Origin of the sequence: Amycolatopsis sp. NPDC049688, from assembly GCF_040674975.1 — a bacterium.
Classification (GTDB): domain Bacteria; phylum Actinomycetota; class Actinomycetes; order Mycobacteriales; family Pseudonocardiaceae; genus Amycolatopsis.
On sequence record NZ_JBFANY010000011.1, the window covers coordinates 65195 to 82355 of the forward strand.

Below are 17161 nucleotides of genomic sequence, written 5' to 3' on the forward strand. Positions count from 1 at the left end.
CCCGTCCACCCGCTACACTGCGCCCATGGCACGCACCCCGACCGGCGCCGCAGTCCTCCAGCCCGAGGTCACGCAGGCGATCACCGAAGCCGTCATGTGGGAACTCGCCGAGCAGGGCTACGGGCGGCTCTCGATGGAAGCGGTGGCCAAACGCGCCGGCGTCAGCAAGAGCGCGCTGTACCGGCGCTGGTCGTCGAAGGACTACATGATCGCTTCCGTCGTGACGGAGTTCAGCGTCACGCGCGCGGCCGATGTGAACACCGGTTCACTGCGCGGCGACCTGCGCGAAACGATGCAGGCCCTGATCGACTGGCTCACCCACCCGCTGTTCTCGCGGATCCTCCCGGACCTGGTCGCGGAGGACGCGCGCAACCCGGGCTACGGCGACGGCTTGCGCGGGGCCATCGGCGGGCCGCGGCGCGAAGTCGGCGAGGCGATGCTGCGCCGCGCCATCGCGCGCGGCGAACTCCCGGAGGACCTGGACATGGAACTGGCGCTCGACGTCCTCGCGGCGCCGATCTACTGGCGCCTGGTGGTCCGGCAGGCCGAGGCGGAGCCGGACTACGTGGACCGGCTGGTGGCGTATGCCCTGCGCGCGCTCGGCGCGCAGGGCTGAGACCACCGGGCCCCCTCCGAGCGGGGGTGACTCACTTCCGGTCGGGCTCGCCGGCGACGCGCTTGATGTTCGCGCCCAGGCGGTTGAGGTTCTCGACGAAGTGCGGGTAGCCGCGGTCGATGTGGAAGACGTCCCAGACCTCGGTGACGCCGTCCGCGCACAGGCCCGCCAGCACCAGCCCCGCGCCCGCGCGGATGTCCGACGCCCAGACCGGCGCGCTCGACAGCCTCTCGACGCCGCGGACCACCGCGTGGTGGCCGTCCGTGCGGGCGTCTCCCGACAACCGGACCATCTCCTCGATGAACCGGAACCGCGCCTCGTAGACGTTCTCCGTGATCATCGACGTGCCTTCCGACACCGCCGACAGCGCCACCGCGAACGGCTGCAGGTCGGTCGCGAAGCCGGGGTACGGCAGCGTCACCCAGTCGACCGCCTTCGGGCGCTCCGGCTGGACCACGCGGAAACCCTTGTCGCCGAACGTCTCGACGTCCGCGCCGGCCAGCTGCAGCTTGTTCAGCACCAGGTCGAGGTGGTGCGGGTTGACCCCGCGCACGGTGATGTCGCCGCGGGTCATCGAGGCGGCGAACGCCCAGGTCGCGCCCACGATCCGGTCGCCGATCACGCTGTGCGTCGTCGGGTGCAGCTGCTCCACGCCGTGCACGGTCAGCGTCGACGTCCCGGCGCCTTCGATCTTCGCGCCCATCTCGGTGAGCATCGTGCAGATGTCGACGATCTCCGGCTCGCGCGCGCAGTTGTCGATGACCGTGGTGCCCTCGGCCAGCACGGCCGCCATCAGGATGTTCTCGGTCGCGCCGACGCTCGGGAAGTCCAGCCAGATCTGCGCGCCGACCAGCGTCTCGGCCTTCGCGACGACGCAGCCGTGCTCGATCGTGCTCGTCGCGCCCAGCTTGCGCAGGCCGTTCTGGTGCATGTCCAGCGGGCGGGAGCCGATCGCGTCGCCGCCCGGCAGCGCCACGACGGCCTGCTTCAGCCGGCCGACCAGTGGCCCCAGCACGCAGACGGACGCACGCAGCTTGCCCATCGCCGCCGAGTCCGCGCGGTGCGACAGCTCGGCCGGCGTCGTGATGGTGGCCGTGTCGCCCTCGATGACGACCTCGCAGCCGACGCTCCGCAGCACGTCTCCCATCAGTGGGACGTCCAGGATCTGCGGGCAGTTCGTGATGGTCGTGGTGCCCTCCGCGAGGAGGGCCGCGGCCATCAGCTTCAGCACGCTGTTCTTGGCGCCGACCACGTCGACCTCGCCGACCAGCCGGGCTCCGCCATGCACGTCGAAGTGCTCGCTCATGGCCGCCAATCATGCCCTCTCGCCCGGATTCGGCCCGGGCGGGGGCCGCTATGGTGGGTTCATGGTCGTTCGCATCAACCGCGTCTACACGAAGGTCGGCGACAACGGCACGACCGCGCTCGGCGACGGGTCCCGCGTGCCCAAAACCTCGGCCCGCCTGGGCGCGTACGCGGACACCGACGAGACGAACTCGGTGCTCGGCCTGGCGATCGCGGTCGGCGCGCTGCCGGCCGAGGTGACGGACGTGCTGCGCACGGTGCAGAACGATCTCTTCGACGTCGGCGCGGACCTCTGCCTGCCGATCTCCGACGACCCGCCGTACCCGCCGCTGCGGATCACCGACAAGTACGTCGAGCGCCTGGAAGGCTGGTGCGACGAGTTCAACGAGCGCCTGCCGAAGCTGACGTCGTTCATCCTGCCGGGCGGCACGCCGGGCGCGGCGTTCCTGCACCAGGCGCGCACGGTGGCGCGGCGGGCGGAGCGGTCGGCCTGGGCCCTGCACGAGGCGGAGCCGGAGACGACGAACCCGGTGGCGATCAAGTACCTGAACCGGCTCTCGGACCTGCTGTTCATCCTCGCCCGGCTGGCGAACCCCGAGGGTGACGTGCTCTGGCAGCCGGGCGGGCAGCCTTAGATCCCCCAGCTCTCCCGCAGCGCACCCAGCGCCTGGTGGAAGCCGGGGAACGTCTTCTTCACGCAGTCCGGGTCATCCAGGGTCACGTCGTCGACCAGCAGGCCCGTGATGCTGAACGCCATCGCGATCCGGTGGTCGCGGCGGCACGTCACCAGCGTCCCCGTGGGCTGTCCCGGCTGGATCTCGATCCAGTCGCGGCCCGTCTCGACCTCGATGCCCATCGCGCGAAGGTTCTCCTCGCACGCGTCGAGCCGGTCGCACTCCTTGATGCGCGTGTTGTAGACGTCCTCGATGCGCACCGGGCCCGAAGCGAAGGGGGCGATGGCCGCCAGGGTCGGGACCGTGTCCGAGATGTCGCGCATGTTCACCGTGATGCCGCGCAGGCCGTCCGACGGCCCCGCGACGGTCACCGAGTCCGGCGCCAGCTCCACGTGCGCGCCCATCTCGCGCAGCACGTCGGCGAAGCGCACGTCGCCCTGCAGGGCGTCCGAGCCGAGGCCCGGGATGGTCACCGTGCGGCCGGTGACCGCCGCCGCGGCCAGGAAGTAGCTCGCCGTCGACGCGTCCGGTTCCACCGGGTACTCGCACGCCCGGTACGGCTGCGCCGGGACCACGAACGTCTGCCCCTCACGGCGGACGTCGACGCCGAAGCGGCGCATCATCTCCAGCGTGATCTCGACGTACGGCACCGACACCAGGTCGGTGACCGTGATCCGCAGGCCCTCCGCGGTCAGCGGGCCGACCAGCAGCAACGCCGTCAGGAACTGCGACGACAACCCCGCGTCCAGCGTCAGCTCGCCGCCCTTGATGCCGTTCGCGCGGACCGTCAGCGGGTGGTGACCCGGCTCGCCGCGGAACTCCAGGTCGACCCCCAGCTCCTGCAGGGCGTCGGTCAGCGGCCCGAGCGGGCGGCGGCGCATCTGGTCGGACGCGTCGAAGCGGAACGTCCCGGTGCCGGCCGCGGCCAGCGCGGGCAGGAACCGGGCCGTCGTGGCGCCGTCCCGGCAGAAGACGTCGGCCTCGGCGACACCCGGCCCCGACGGGCGGCCCTCGATGGTCCACGCCTCCGGCTGCCGGTCGACCCGGTAGCCGAGCTGGGCCAGGCCCTCGGCGAAGCCTTCGGTGTCGTCGGAGTGCAGCGGACGGCCGAGGGTCGTGGTGCCGTGCGCGGCGGCGGCCAGGAACAGGCCACGGGCGGTGACGGACTTGGAGCCGGGGATCTCGACGAGGGTCACACAGCGAGTTTAGTGCGGTGAGATCTCGGCCATCGGGCCCCAGTCGGAGGCGTCCTGGACGTTGATGATCCGGGGGTTGTCGGAGAGGTACGCACCCAGCGTCGCCACCGCCGTCTTGAAGTGCTCGGAGCCGACGTGCGCGACCGCCGCGTTCTGCCCCTCGAAGCCCTCGACCAGCACGTACGTGTTCTTGTCGTCGACGCTGCGGGACCACTCGAAGAACTTGTTGCCCGCTTCGGCCCGCGTGCTGCGGGTGAAGTCCCCGACGATGTCGAGCCAGGATTCCGCGTACTCGGGCTTCACCGGCCACTTGACCACGATGAGAATCATGGCCTCCACGGTAAGCCCGCGCGGCACGCCGGGACGTCTCGGAATGAGACAGCTACGAGGCGCGCGGGAGGCGCCGTCCGGGCGGGGCGGATTCGAGCCAGGAGAGGAACCCGGTGAGCGCGCCCGGCCCCATGGCGATCTCGATCGCCTCCTGGGTCTCCGACTCGCACCGCAGCACCGTCGAGCCCTCCGGAACAGCGTAGGCCTCGGTACCCGACGGGTCGCGGCGGTCGGCGATCTGCATGCTTTCGCGCTGGAAGACGCGGTCGGCGCCGGTCCGCAGGCTCCACACCCGGTACCAGACGAACTCGTCGCCCTCGTAGCGGCCCAGCCCCAGGTGCCAGCTGGACCGCGGGTTGTCCGGACGCCACCGCAGCGCGACGCTCACGCCCCCGCCGCGGCGCATCCGGATCCACCGCTGGCCGTACCAGGCGGCCAGCACCGCGAGCACGATCAGGAGCCCGACTACGACCAAGGTGATCTTCACGGCCCGGCTCCTGCCCGTCTCGCGCTCAGGCCGACTGACCCGCTGCGCGGAGCTGGGCCGAGGCCCTCGCCCGCTCGGTCTCGTCGTCCCCTGTCAGGGCCGCCTTGGCCGCCTCGACGTCGATCTCGTCGGAAAGCTCGGCGCTCTCGGCGAGGATGCTCACCCCGGTGCCGGTCACGGAGAGGAACCCGCCGTGCACGGCCGCGCAGACCGTCTCACCGTCGGTGGTCGTCACCTTGACCACGCCACCCTCGACCAGCTGCCCGAGCACGGGTTCGTGACCGGCCATGATGCCGATCTCACCCTCGGTGGTCTGCGCCACCACGAAAGTGGCGGTACCCGACCAGAGACGGCGCTCGACGGCCACCAGCTCCACGGACATCTCGGCCACGTAGCACTCCTTAACTCGGGGTGTTGCCACCGAGTGTAATAGGTCTGTCCCTCGCTATGAGAACGGCGGGGGCCCGAGTCCAAAGTGGACACAGCCCCCGCCGAGCTCACGAGATCACTTCTTGGTGATTTCCTTGTACTTCTTCTCGAGGTCCTCGAGGCCACCGATGCCCAGGAACGCCTGCTCCGGGTAGTGGTCGAAGTCACCCTTGGCGATGCGGTCGAACGACTCGATGGTCTCCGACAGCGGCACCGTCGAGCCCGGGATCTGCGTGAACGCCTCGGCGACCAGCATGTTCTGCGACAGGAACCGCTCGATGCGGCGCGCGCGCTGAACGGTCAGCTTGTCCTCTTCCGAGAGCTCGTCCATACCCAGGATCGCGATGATGTCCTGCAGCTCCTTGTACTTCTGCAGGATCCGGATGACCTCGGAGGCCACGCGGTAGTGGTCCTCACCGACGATGGCCGGGTCGAGGATCGTCGACGTCGACGCCAGCGGGTCCACCGCCGGGAAGATGCCCTTCTGGAACACCGACCGGGAGAGCTCGGTGGTGGCGTCCAGGTGGGCGAACGTCGTCGCCGGGGCCGGGTCGGTGTAGTCGTCCGCGGGGACGTAGATCGCCTGCATCGAGGTGATCGACCGGCCCCGGGTCGAGGTGATCCGCTCCTGCAGCTGCCCCATCTCGTCGGCCAGCGTCGGCTGGTAACCCACGGCCGACGGCATGCGGCCCAGCAGGGTCGACACCTCGGAGCCGGCCTGGGTGAACCGGAAGATGTTGTCGATGAACAGCAGCACGTCCTGGTTCTGGACGTCGCGGAAGTACTCCGCCATGGTCAGCGCCGACAGCGCGACGCGCATGCGCGTGCCCGGCGGCTCGTCCATCTGGCCGAACACGAGGGCGGTGTCGTTGATGACGCCGTCCTCGGACATCTCCAGGAAGAGGTCGTTGCCCTCGCGGGTGCGCTCGCCGACACCGGCGAACACCGAGGTACCACCGAAGTTCCGGGCGACGCGGGTGATCATCTCCTTGATGAGCACCGTCTTGCCCACGCCGGCGCCGCCGAACAGGCCGATCTTGCCACCCTGGACGTACGGGGTGAGCAGGTCGACGACCTTGAGGCCGGTCTCCAGCATCTCCGTCTTGCCCTCGAGCTGGTCGAAGGACGGCGGGTTGCGGTGGATGCCCCAGCGCTCGAGGTCCTCGCCGTAGCCGGGCTCGTCGAGGCACTCGCCGAGGGCGTTGTAGACGTGCCCCTTGACCTTGTCGCCGACCGGGACGGTGATCGGGCCGCCGGTGTCGGTGACCTCGGCGCCGCGCACCAGGCCGTCCTGCGGCTGCAGGGAGATGGTGCGGACGAGGTTGTCACCCAGGTGGCTGGCGACCTCGAGGGTCACGGTCTTGCGCAGCTGCTCGAACTCGATGTCGACCTTGAGCGCGTTGAACTGGTCGGGAACGGAACCGCGCGGGAACTCGACGTCGACGACCGGCCCGGTCACCGAGACGATGCGCCCCTTGGCGCGCGGGGCTTCAGTACTGGTCATCAGTCATCACTTCCTGCTGCGGTGAGCGCGTTCGCGCCACCGACGATTTCGGAGATCTCCTGGGTGATCTGCGCCTGGCGGGCCTGGTTCGCCTCCCGCGTCAGCGTGTTCACCAGTTCGTTCGCGTTGTCCGACGCCGACTTCATCGCCGTCCGGCGGGCGGCCAGCTCCGAAGCCGCCGACTCCAGCAGCGCGGCGTAGATCCGCGTGTTGATGTACTTCGGCAGGAGCGAGTCCAGCAGCTTGTCGGCACTCGGCTCGAACTCGTAGCTGGGGAGCAGCTCGCCGGGCTCCGGCTTCTGCTCCTCGTCCGTGTACTCGACCTCGAGCGGCGCGACGCGCTTGGCGGTCGGCCGCTGCGTCAGCATCGACACGAACTCGGTGTAGACGATGTGGATCTCGTCGACACCGGTGATGCCGTCCGCGTTGCCGTGCTCGTCGTCGGCACCCAGCATGAACGACTCGACCAGGGTCTCGCCGGCGGCGACCGCGTTGGCGTAGCCCGGCTGGTCGGAGAAGCCCGTCCAGCTGTCCTCGACCGGGCGGTTGCGGAACCGGTAGTAGTTCAGCCCCTTGTTCCCGGTGACGTAGACCTGCGGCTCCTTGCCCTCGTCACGGAGGAGGGCGAGCAGCTCTTCGGTCGCGCGCAGCACGTTGGAGTTGTAGCCACCGCACTGGCCCTTGTCACTGGTCACGACCAGGACAGCGGCCCGCTTCGGGTTCGGGCGCTCGACCAGCAGCGGGTGGTCGAGGTTGGCCGCCGCACCGGCCAGCGCCGAGAGCACCTTGGTGATCTCGTCCGCGTACGGCCGGGAAGCGGCGACCTTCGCCCGCGCCTTCGTGATGCGCGCGGTGGCGATGAGCTCCATCGCCTTGGTGATCTTGCCGATCGACTTGGTCGCCTTGATGCGCGACCGGAGTTCCCGGAGTTGTGCGGCCATGAGCTATCAGCTCACTTCTTCGGGGCGGGCTTGTTGACCTTGACGGTCTCGTGCCCGACCTTGTCGGCGTCCATCGCGTCGGCGTCCGCCTCGACCAGGGACTTGCCCTCGGACGTGGTGAACTCCTTCTTGAACTCGTTCACCGCGGCGACCAGCTTGTCGGCCGTCTCGTCCTCGAACTTGCCGCTGTCGCGGATCGCGCCCAGGACGTCGGTGTGCTTGCGGCGCGCCGAGTCGAGGAACTCGAGGTTGAAGCGGCGGACGTCCTCGACCGGGACCGAGTCGTAGTGGCCGTTCGTGCCCAGCCACACCGTGCAGACCTGCTCCTCGACCGGGATCGGCGAGTACTGCGGCTGCTTGAGCACCTCGTACAGCCGGGCACCGCGCTCGAGCTGCGCCTTGGAGGCGTCGTCGAGGTCCGAGGCGAAGGCCGCGAAGGCTTCCAGCTCGCGGTACTGCGAGAGGTCGATCCGGAGCGAACCGGAGACCGACTTCATCGCCTTGACCTGCGCGGCACCACCCACGCGGGACACCGAGATGCCCACGTCGATGGCCGGGCGCTGGCCGGCGTTGAACAGGTCCGACTGGAAGAAGCACTGGCCGTCGGTGATCGAGATGACGTTGGTCGGGATGTAGGCCGACACGTCGTTCGCCTTGGTCTCGATGATCGGGAGACCGGTCAGCGAGCCGGCGCCCAGCTCGTCCGACAGCTTCGCGCAGCGCTCCAGCAGGCGGGAGTGCAAGTAGAAGACGTCGCCGGGGAACGCCTCGCGGCCCGGCGGGCGGCGCAGCAGCAGCGAGATCGCGCGGTAGGCGTCGGCCTGCTTGGTCAGGTCGTCGAACACGATGAGGACGTGCTTGCCCTCGTACATCCAGTGCTGGCCGATGGCCGAGCCGGTGTACGGCGCGATCCACTTGAAGCCGGCCGAGTCGGACGCGGGGGCCGCGACGATGGTGGTGTACTCCAGCGCGCCGGCGTCCTCGAGGGACTTCTTCACGGCGGCGATCGTGGAGCCCTTCTGGCCGACCGCGACGTAGATGCAGCGGACTTGCTGCTTCGGGTCGCCGGTCTCCCAGTTGGCCTTCTGGTTGATGATCGTGTCCACGGCGACGGCGGTCTTGCCCGTCTTGCGGTCACCGATGATCAGCTGGCGCTGGCCGCGGCCGATCGGCGTCATCGCGTCGATGGCGGTGATGCCGGTCTGCAGCGGCTCCGACACCGGCTGGCGCTCGACCACCGAGGCGGCCTTCAGCTCCAGGGCGCGGCGCTCGGTGGTCTCGATGTCGCCGAGGCCGTCGATCGGCTGGCCCAGCGGGTTGACGACGCGGCCGAGGTAGCCGTCACCGACCGGCACCGACAGGACCTGGCCGGTGCGCTTGACCTGCTGGCCCTCTTCGATGCTTTCGAAGTCACCGAGGATCGCGGCACCGATGGAGCGCGCGTCCAGGTTCAGGGCGACGCCCAGGACGCCGCCGGGGAACTCGAGCAGCTCGTTGGCCATGGCCGAGGGCAGGCCCTCGACGTGGGCGATGCCGTCGCCGGCGTCCACCACGGTGCCAACTTCTTCCCGGCTCACGTCCGGGGCGTAACTCGAGACGTAGTTCTCGATCGCGCTACGGATCTCATCCGAGGAGATCGTCAGCTCGGCCATGTCTTTCCCGCTCTCGCTTCGTTCTTGCCAGTATGCAAAGTCTTGGGTGACCGGGGGCTAGGCCCGGGCCAGCCGCCTGCGCAACGCCGCCAGCTGCCCCGCCGCGCTCCCGTCGATGACCTCGTCGCCGACGCGGACGACGAGCCCGCCGCCGAGCCGGGGGTCGACCTCGACGTGCAGCGCGATCGGCCGCCCGTAGATGTCGTCGAGCTTCGCGCTCAGCTGCGCGACCTGCTCGTCGGACAGGGCGTTCGCGCTGGTCACGTAGGCGACCGAGCGCTGACGCCGTTCCGCGGCCAGCTTGACCAGCTTGTCGAGCCCGATGCCGACGCCGCGGCCCTTGGCCCGGCGCACGACCTGCTCGACGAGGGTCTCGGTGACCACGTCCACCTTGTCGGCGAACAGCCCGCGCACCAGGGTGCGCTTGGCGTCGGCCGGACCGGTCAGGTCCGACAGCGCGGCCTCGAGCTCCGGGTGGTTGGCCACGACCCGCGCGACCTGGAAGAGCTGGGATTCGACGGTGTCGACGTTCCCGGTCTTCTCCGCCGAGGTGAGCAGGGCCGAGCGGCCGAGCGACTCGAGCCCGTCGGTCAGCTCACGGGGGCTGGACCAGCGGCTGCCCGCCACGGCGTCGAGCACCTTGAGGGCCGGTTCGGACACCTTGCCGTCGAACAGCCGGCGCACCAGCGCGGTGCGCGACTCCGGCGTCGCCGAGGCGTCGCTCACCGCCCGGCGCAGGCCGATCTCCCGGTCCAGCAGGTCGACGACCGAGAGCAGCTCGTCGCCGACCGTGGCCGCGTCGGCACCCGCGTCGGCCAGAACCTCGCCGAGGCGTTCCTCGGCGAGGCCGAGCGCTTCACGGCTCGCAGCATGCAGCGTCATCTCTGGTTACTTCCCTGCTCCGTTGGAAGCACCGGCGGTCTCCAGCTCCGCGAGGAACCGGTCGACGGTGCCACGGCGGCGCACCTCGTCCTCGAGCGACTCGCCGACGATCCGGCTGGCCAGCTCGACCGCGTTGCGGCCCATGTCGGCCCGCAGCTCGGCGATGATCTGCGCCTTCTGGGCCTGCAGCTGGGCCTGGCCCTGGGCGACGATGCGCTGGGACTCGGCCTCGGCCTCGGCCCGCAGCTCCGCCTTGATCTGCTCGGCCTCGAGCCGGGCGTCGTCGCGGATCTTCGCGGCTTCGGTACGGGCCTCCCTGAGCTGCGCCTGGTACTTCGCCAGCGCCTCCTCGGCCTCGGCCTGGGCCTTTTCCGCCTTCTCGATGCCGCCTTCGATCATCTGGGCGCGCTCTTCGTACGCCGCTTCGAAGCGCGGAACGACGTACTTCTTCAGAACGAGCAGCAGGATCACGAAGGCGACGAGCCCGAGGATGACCTCGGGAATGTGCGGGATGATCGGGTTGGGCGCCTCTTCGGCGGCCAACACCAGGTCCGTCTTCAGCACAACGTCTCCTTAAGCGATGAGCTAACCGAACTCAGGCGGCGGAGGCGATGAAGTAGATGACGATGCCGATCAGGGCGAGAACCTCGGTAAGCACGAAGGTGGAGAAACCGATGCCCTGCAGCTTGCCCTGCGCCTCCGGCTGACGCGCGGTGCCGTTGATGACGGCGGCGAAGATCAGGCCCACACCGATGCCCGGGCCGATCGCGCCCAGGCCGTAACCGATGGCGGCGAGGCCGGGGTTGATGTTGACAGCCTGCTCCGCGGCCTGGGCCAGAACGATGTTGCTCACGTGCATTTCCCTTCACTTCGGTCCACGCGCTCGCGTGGATCGGGGGCTTGTGTTCTCAGTGCTCCGACGCCAGCGCGGCGCCGATGTACCCGGCCGACAGCAGGGCGAAGATGAAGGCCTGCAGCACCTGGATGAAGGCCTCGAGGAAGGTCATCAGGATCGCGAAGATGAACGCGACCGGCGAAACGAACTTCAGGCCGATGCCGTCGGTCTCCGTCAGCAGGAAGCTGCCGCCGAGCGTGAACACCATGATGATGAGGTGGCCGGCGAACATCGCGGCGAAAACACGGATGGCCAGCGTGGCCGGCGCGATGAAGAACTTCTGCGCGAACTCGATGGTCGAGTAGAGCGGCAGCACGAAACCGGGGATGCCCGGCGGCGCCAGTTCCTTCTTCAGGTAGTGCCCGAAGCCGTGCCGCTTGATGCCGACGTAGTGGTACACCGGGTAGACGACCAGCACCGACAGCGCCAGCGGGAACCCGATCCGCGCCATCGTCGGGAACTGGAAGAACGGGATGATCCCGAACAGGTTGTTCACCAGCACGAAGACGAACAAGCCGAGGATCAGCGGGATGAACGGCTTGAAGTCCTTCGAGCCGATCTGCTCCCGCGCGATGTTGTTGCGGCCGAAGTTGTAGATCGACTCGGCGATGAACTGTCCCTTGCCGGGGACGACCTTCAGCTTCCGGGACGCCAGCATGAAGTAGGCGACGATGATGACCAGCGAGATCACCACGAGCAGCATCGGCTTGGTGAAGCTGCCCCAGTACCCGGAGCCGAAAAGAGGCGGCAGGTTGAAGTCCGCCACACCGGGGGGCGTGAAAGTGCCACCCTCGGTCAGTACCAGCGCGCCCACTGGGCTCCTTCCGGTTCTCCCGGCCGGCGTTCACTCCGCCGGGGGAATCGTCACGATCTGGACTTAACGTACCCGATACGTATCGGGACGCCGGAGGCGGCTACCCCACGGTTCGCAGAACACGCCTTCACGTTCTGCACACGGGGTTGTCTCGCGTGAACACTGCCCTGCGGTCTACTTCGGACCAGCTGCGCAGGGGCGGAACCACTCGGTCGCCACACTGCTGATCGCGGTTCGTCTCAGGGAGCGCGCGGCCGAGGCCGCCACCCTTGACGCGGACCATACCAGCAGGTCAATCGGTGCCGTACAGCCGTACTCCTTCCCCACCGATCAGCCCAGGACTTAGGTCCCGGGTCGACCCGGGACCCAGGTCCGGCGCGAGCCGGGACCGGCGCCGGATCACCGCAGGCGAGGGGTCCCGGTCACCGTCCGCAGTCCGCACGAAAGCGCACTTTGGTGACGCCGGTCACACTCAGGCGGCCGCAGGCGGGTGCACGAAGAGTAACGGAAGTCCGCGGCAAAACGGACAGCGTCAGGAGGGGATGATCGTCGGGATCTTGGTCTTGCGGAACGCGGCGAACTCGGCCGCGGCGGCGAGCAGGATGGCGACGATCATCGTGATGCCGAGCGACATCGGGTGCAGCGCGGTGACGCCCTTCAGCAGCGTCAGCGCCCCGAAGAGCAGGACGACCTTGACGACGTACCCGCCGAGCGCGATCACCATGACGAACATCGGGTCCTGGCCGGCGCTGAACTTCATCATGCCCAGCGTGGACAGCGACGCCAGCATCGCGAGCACGCCGCCGACCAGCGAGCCCAGGAAACCCGGCAGGCCGTTCAGGATGCTGAACAGGGCGATGCAGACGATCACCGCGGGCGGGGTCACCAGCAAGGAGGCCTTCGTCATCGCGCGGGCGGCCCGCAGCACCACCTCGGCGTGCGGGTTCTCCTGCTCGGGCGTTTCGGTTTCGCTCACACTGGCTCCCTGCTCGGTTCGCCACCGAGTGTAGAGAACCCCGCCGGTCAGGTTCCGGGCTGGTTGCGCGAGCGCAGCCGCGGGACGATCGAAACGACCACCGCGAACAGCAGCCCGGCCCCGATGATCCACAGCGCGGCGGCGTCGTCGAACAGCGTCACCGACACCGCGCCGAAGGCGAGGATCCCGGCCCACAGGTAGATCAGCAGGACCGCGCGCCGCTGCGAGTGGCCGATCTCCAGCAGCCGGTGGTGCAGGTGCATCTTGTCGGCCGCGAACGGGCTTTCGCCGCGGCGGGTCCGCCGGACGACCGCCATGATCAGGTCCAGCATCGGCACGAACAGCACCGCCGCGACGACCACCAGCGGCGAGAGCAGCGCGATCGCGTCCTTCCCGCTGAACTGCGGGTAGGGCACGCGGCCGGACGCCGACGTGGTGGCGCCCGCGAGCATCAGGCCGATCATCATCGAACCGGAGTCGCCCATGAATATCTTGGCGGGCTGGAAGTTGTACGGCAGGAAGCCCAGACAGGCGCCGGCGAGGGTGGCCGCGATCAGCGCGGGCGGGTAGGTGCCGACGTCGCCGCCGGAGCTGTCGAGCAGGCCGAGGGAGAACGCGCAGGTGGCGGCGGCCGCGATGAAGCCGAGACCGCCGGCCAGCCCGTCGAGGCCGTCGACGAAGTTCATCGCGTTGACCATCACCACGACCATGACGACGGTGAGCAGCGCGCCCTGGTTCTTGTCGAGCACCAGCACCGAACCGAACGAGCCGCCGGTGCCGCCCCACGGCACCCAGAACGACACCCACTGCACGCCGAAGATGACGAGGATCCCGGCGCACATGACCTGGCCGGCGAGCTTCGTCCAGGCGTCCAGTTCGAACCGGTCGTCGAGCGCGCCGATCAGCGAGATCACCCCGGCGGCGAGCAGCACGCCGACCGAGTCGAACGAGGCGTCGAAGCCGTGCGACAGCGCGGGCAGCTGGTGGGCCAGGCCCATCGCGCCGGCGACGCCGAGGTAGATGCCGACCCCGCCCATCCGCGGGATCGGGGCGACGTGCACGTCGCGGGCGCGCGGGTTGGCGATCGCGCCGACCCGGATCGCGATCCGGCGCACGACACCGGTGAGCAGGTAGGTCACGGCCGTCGCGGTCAGCGCGACGAGGATGTATTCCCGGATGGGGAGGAGACCGGATGTGGGCGGCACGGGTGCGTCACGCTCGGGGGGTCGGGGTCACCCGCGACACGCTATCGTGCCGCGGTTCCCGCCGTGATCCGGCTTCAGGCCAACGATTCCGCGGGCACACCGAGCACCTCCGCGATGGCTTCCTTGCCCACGGCGCCCTCGCGCAGCACGACCGGTTCGGTCCCGGTGAGGTCCACGATGCTCGAGGCGACGGGCTCGCCGCTCGAGCCGCCGTCGAGGTACACCGCGACCGAGTCGCCGAGCTGCTCCTGCGCTTCCTGCGCGGTGCTGGCGGGCGGCCGTCCCGAGACGTTCGCGCTCGACACGGCCATCGGGCCGACGTCGCGCAGCAGTTCGAGGGCCACCGGGTGCAGCGGCATCCGGAGCATGACGGTGCCGCGGGCGTCGCCGAGGTTCCACTGCAGGCTCGGCGCGTGCGGCAGCACGATGGACAGGTCACCGGGCCAGAAGGCTTCGATGAGCGCCCGCGCCTGCGGCGGCACGCCCAGCACCAGTCCGTCCACAGTGGACCAGGAGCCGACGAGCACCCCGACGGGCATGTCCGGGCCGCGGTTCTTGGCGCGCAGCAGCGCTTGGACGGCGCCCGCGTCGAAGGCGTCGGCACCGATGCCGTAGACGGTGTCGGTGGGAAGGACGACCAGCCGGCTCGACCGGACGGCCCCGGCCGCGGCGGCCAGCCCGTCGGCCCGGGTCTCCCGCTTGCTGCAGTCGTAGACCACGCTCATGGGCGCCAAGGGTAGTCCGGCCGGTTGCGGAGGCATCCGCCGCGTCACACCCGCCTCGACGGCCACAGCGAGGACATGTCTCTATCAGCGATAGGGAGACACAACGCGCAAGGCCGCCTGCCGCAGGCATGCAGCGAGGACAGCTCCCGACCACCGATAGAGACATGCTCGCGCGCAGCCCGTCGCCGCAAGCTGCAGCGAGGACATCACTCGATCACCGTCAGAGACACACTCTCGCGCACCCGCCGCCCCACCCCTGCAGCGAGGACATCACTCGATCACCGTCAGAGACGTTCTCTCGCGCACCCGCCGCTCCACCCCTGCAGCGAGGACATCTCTCTATCACCGATAGAGAGATGCTCCGGCGCACCGCGGAGAGCTCGTCGCCGCGGTGGCGGGCAGCCAGACTTTCGTCGTGCGGCAAGCGGGTAAACCTCGCCGCGAGGCGGAACCACGACAGCCGGGCTCAATACGGTCGATCTTCGGGAACCACCACCCCCGTGGGTTCCCAGCGAAGGAGCCGCAGATGCGCCCCAGAACCCCGAAAGCGCTCGCCCTGCTCGCCGCGGTCGCCGTCCTGACCGGGCTCAGTGCGGGCACGGCCGCGGCGGAGCCGCTCACCCGTGGCTGGCCCGCCCCGATCGACGCCGCGCACTGGGAGAACCAGGACCACATGACCTGGTCCGACTACCGCAAGGTCCCCGGCACGAACTGGGCCGACCCGAACCTGAAGCCGACCCAGCGCACCTTCAAGGGCGCCGTCGTCCTGGCCGACTACCCCGACCAGGACTTCGTCGTCACCAAACCGGCGAACTCGACCATCTTCGGCAACCCCGGGCCCGCCGCCGCGAACGTCCCGCGGGCGAACGTCGCGCAGTACTACCAGGACTTCCTCAACAAGCCCGAGGCCCTCAACAACGGCCACACGATCAACGAGTACTGGATGGAGGACTCCGGCGGCCGGTTCGGCGTGCAGCTGACCGCGTTCGGGCCGTACCGGATGCCCGGCAAGTCCTACGAGTACGGCATGGAGTTCCAGCCGAGCGCCTGCCCGCCCGGCGCGAACTGCAGCCGGGACCTCCGCAAGGACGCCGGCGACGCGTGGCGCGCCGACGTCGGCGACACCGCGAAGCAGTTCGACTTCGTCTTCTACCTCTCCGCCGGCCAGGACGAGAGCTCGACGTGGCAGGAGTTCGGCGAGATGAAGTTCGGCACGAAGGAGAACGTGCCCGACAGCTTCGGCCCGCCCAACCACGACCTGCCCAACTACGCGGCGACGCGGTACGTGCCGTGGACGTCGTGGGCGTCGGCCGCCAGCATCTGGCCCAACGCCCAGGACGGCAGCTCGGTGCAGGCGGAGAGCTCCGGCCAGTCGACCTACGCCCACGAGTTCAGCCACATCCTCGGCATCGGCGACAACTACAACAACCCGTTCGGGACCCCGCCGTCCCGCAGCTACAGCGGGCCGTGGGACATGCTGTCGCGCGGCACGTTCAACGGACCGGGCGGCCCGCACACCCGCTGGCAGATCCCGGCGACGCAGGGCAGCTCGATGGGTGCCCAGCACCAGCTGCGCAACAAGCTGAAGCTCGGCATCGTCGACACCGCCGACGTCCTGCAGCTGGACCGCAACGAGCTGGCGTCCACCGGTCCGGTGACGGCGCGGCTCACCGCGCGCGAAACCGAGGCGCAGCCGGGGGCGTTCACCGGCTTGAACATCAAGCTCACCGGCGGCGACAAGGCGCCGAAGTGCGACCGGTCGAAGGACCCGTTCTGCGACGGCGGCGGCTACGACAACTACACGGTCGAGGTCGTCGACCGGATGGGCGCGGACTCGTTCACGCCCGACTCGGGCGTGCTGATCACGAAGACGAAGAACAAGGACAACGCCCCGTTCGACTGGGTGATCGACGCCAACCCGCAGGACATCGGCATCACCGACTACACGAAGCCGGACGGCACCCCGGTCAAGATCACCATCGGTGACTACCGGCAGCTCAACGACGCCCTGTTCAAGGCGGGCACGGAGGCGGCGAGCCCGTACGAGTACACGGACCAGGCCAACCGCCTGCACTTCCTGATCACGGACCTGGCCCGCGACCGCCACGGAGTCCTGTCGTACACGGTGACGGTGGCCTCCCTGGACGGCTCGGGCAGCCAGGCCCGCGGCGCGGCCCTGACCCCGGCCCTGCCGGCCTTCGCCCGCGGCGGCCTGGCCATGTGCGACTTCGGCCTGCTCAACACGGGCGCAGCGCGCGGCGCGCAGGCACCGTACGACACGGACACGTATCGGCTGAGTGTGTCGACGGATGCGCGTGGCTGGGAGGTCCGCTTGCCGAACGCGCTGGCGACGGCGAAGTTCGGCGGCCACGTGAAGGTCCCGGCGTACGCGAAGCGAGGCGCGGGCGGCGATTTCACGGCCAGGGTGAAACTGACGGCAACATCGGTGAGCGACCCGTCGAAGACGGCGACGGCGAGCTGCACGGCCTTCGGTTTCTGAGCATGACGCCGGAGGCTGCCACGGCAGCCT

18 protein-coding genes are annotated in these 17161 nt (G+C 69.5%); 3 read left to right on the top strand and 15 right to left on the bottom strand.

What is annotated here, in order from left to right; genetic code table 11:
* The first annotated feature begins 25 nt into the window (after positions 1 to 25).
* A complete protein-coding gene (locus tag AB0J55_RS30060; protein ID WP_364255790.1) occupies positions 26 to 616 on the top strand; it encodes a TetR/AcrR family transcriptional regulator in 591 nt (196 codons plus the stop codon).
* A 31-nt stretch (positions 617 to 647) separates the two neighbouring features.
* Here the strand turns inward: AB0J55_RS30060 and murA are convergent, their stop codons facing one another.
* Positions 648 to 1922 (bottom strand): UDP-N-acetylglucosamine 1-carboxyvinyltransferase, encoded by a 1275-nt coding sequence (murA, locus tag AB0J55_RS30065; protein WP_364255793.1) that lies wholly within the window; start codon positions 1920 to 1922, stop codon positions 648 to 650.
* A 61-nt stretch (positions 1923 to 1983) separates the two neighbouring features.
* Between murA and AB0J55_RS30070 the strand changes: the two genes are divergently transcribed.
* Positions 1984 to 2556, top strand: coding sequence for a cob(I)yrinic acid a,c-diamide adenosyltransferase (locus tag AB0J55_RS30070; protein ID WP_364255796.1), 573 nt, complete (start codon positions 1984 to 1986; stop codon positions 2554 to 2556).
* Here AB0J55_RS30070 and aroA read toward each other — a convergent pair.
* From aroA to AB0J55_RS30140, 14 genes are all read right to left on the bottom strand, one after another.
* A complete protein-coding gene (gene aroA / locus AB0J55_RS30075; protein WP_364255799.1) occupies positions 2553 to 3791 on the bottom strand; it encodes a 3-phosphoshikimate 1-carboxyvinyltransferase in 1239 nt (412 codons plus the stop codon). The genes AB0J55_RS30070 and aroA overlap by 4 nt on opposite strands.
* Positions 3792 to 3800: 9 nt before the next feature.
* On the bottom strand, positions 3801 to 4121 hold the full coding sequence (locus tag AB0J55_RS30080) for a putative quinol monooxygenase (RefSeq protein WP_364255802.1): 321 nt from the start codon (positions 4119 to 4121) through the stop codon (positions 3801 to 3803).
* A gap of 52 nt (positions 4122 to 4173) precedes the next feature.
* Entirely contained in the window at positions 4174 to 4608 is a 435-nt protein-coding gene (locus tag AB0J55_RS30085) for a DUF2550 domain-containing protein (RefSeq protein ID WP_364255805.1), read from the bottom strand.
* Positions 4609 to 4633: 25 nt separating this feature from the next.
* Entirely contained in the window at positions 4634 to 4999 is a 366-nt protein-coding gene (locus tag AB0J55_RS30090) for a F0F1 ATP synthase subunit epsilon (protein ID WP_003102658.1), read from the bottom strand.
* 114 nt (positions 5000 to 5113) lie between these two features.
* Positions 5114 to 6541: a F0F1 ATP synthase subunit beta gene (gene atpD / locus AB0J55_RS30095; RefSeq protein ID WP_361089755.1), complete on the bottom strand. Its 1428-nt coding sequence runs from the start codon at positions 6539 to 6541 to the stop codon at positions 5114 to 5116.
* Complete coding sequence (locus tag AB0J55_RS30100; RefSeq protein ID WP_364255810.1) at positions 6541 to 7482, bottom strand: F0F1 ATP synthase subunit gamma; 942 nt, start codon at positions 7480 to 7482, stop codon at positions 6541 to 6543. The genes atpD and AB0J55_RS30100 overlap by 1 nt, the downstream gene beginning before the upstream one ends.
* Before the next feature lie 11 nt (positions 7483 to 7493).
* Complete coding sequence (atpA, locus tag AB0J55_RS30105) at positions 7494 to 9134, bottom strand: F0F1 ATP synthase subunit alpha (RefSeq protein WP_364255813.1); 1641 nt, start codon at positions 9132 to 9134, stop codon at positions 7494 to 7496.
* Between the two features lie 57 nt (positions 9135 to 9191).
* Positions 9192 to 10016, bottom strand: a complete 825-nt coding sequence (locus tag AB0J55_RS30110; protein WP_364255815.1) for a F0F1 ATP synthase subunit delta — start codon at positions 10014 to 10016, stop codon at positions 9192 to 9194.
* A 6-nt stretch (positions 10017 to 10022) separates the two neighbouring features.
* Complete coding sequence (locus tag AB0J55_RS30115) at positions 10023 to 10580, bottom strand: F0F1 ATP synthase subunit B (RefSeq protein WP_364255818.1); 558 nt, start codon at positions 10578 to 10580, stop codon at positions 10023 to 10025.
* 31 nt (positions 10581 to 10611) lie between these two features.
* Positions 10612 to 10869: an ATP F0F1 synthase subunit C gene (locus tag AB0J55_RS30120; protein WP_026468506.1), complete on the bottom strand. Its 258-nt coding sequence runs from the start codon at positions 10867 to 10869 to the stop codon at positions 10612 to 10614.
* A gap of 55 nt (positions 10870 to 10924) precedes the next feature.
* The gene (atpB, locus tag AB0J55_RS30125) at positions 10925 to 11725 is read right to left on the bottom strand and encodes a F0F1 ATP synthase subunit A (RefSeq protein WP_364255822.1); all 801 of its coding nucleotides are present in this window, start codon (positions 11723 to 11725) and stop codon (positions 10925 to 10927) included.
* Between the two features lie 532 nt (positions 11726 to 12257).
* Complete coding sequence (locus AB0J55_RS30130; RefSeq protein ID WP_354816221.1) at positions 12258 to 12701, bottom strand: hypothetical protein; 444 nt, start codon at positions 12699 to 12701, stop codon at positions 12258 to 12260.
* Positions 12702 to 12748: 47 nt separating this feature from the next.
* A complete protein-coding gene (locus AB0J55_RS30135) occupies positions 12749 to 13906 on the bottom strand; it encodes an MraY family glycosyltransferase (RefSeq protein ID WP_364255825.1) in 1158 nt (385 codons plus the stop codon).
* A gap of 74 nt (positions 13907 to 13980) precedes the next feature.
* Positions 13981 to 14631, bottom strand: coding sequence for an L-threonylcarbamoyladenylate synthase (locus AB0J55_RS30140; protein WP_003102684.1), 651 nt, complete (start codon positions 14629 to 14631; stop codon positions 13981 to 13983).
* A gap of 526 nt (positions 14632 to 15157) precedes the next feature.
* On the opposite strand from AB0J55_RS30140, the gene AB0J55_RS30145 reads away from it, so the two are divergent.
* Positions 15158 to 17131, top strand: a complete 1974-nt coding sequence (locus AB0J55_RS30145; protein ID WP_364255829.1) for a M6 family metalloprotease domain-containing protein — start codon at positions 15158 to 15160, stop codon at positions 17129 to 17131.
* Positions 17132 to 17161 lie beyond the last annotated feature (30 nt).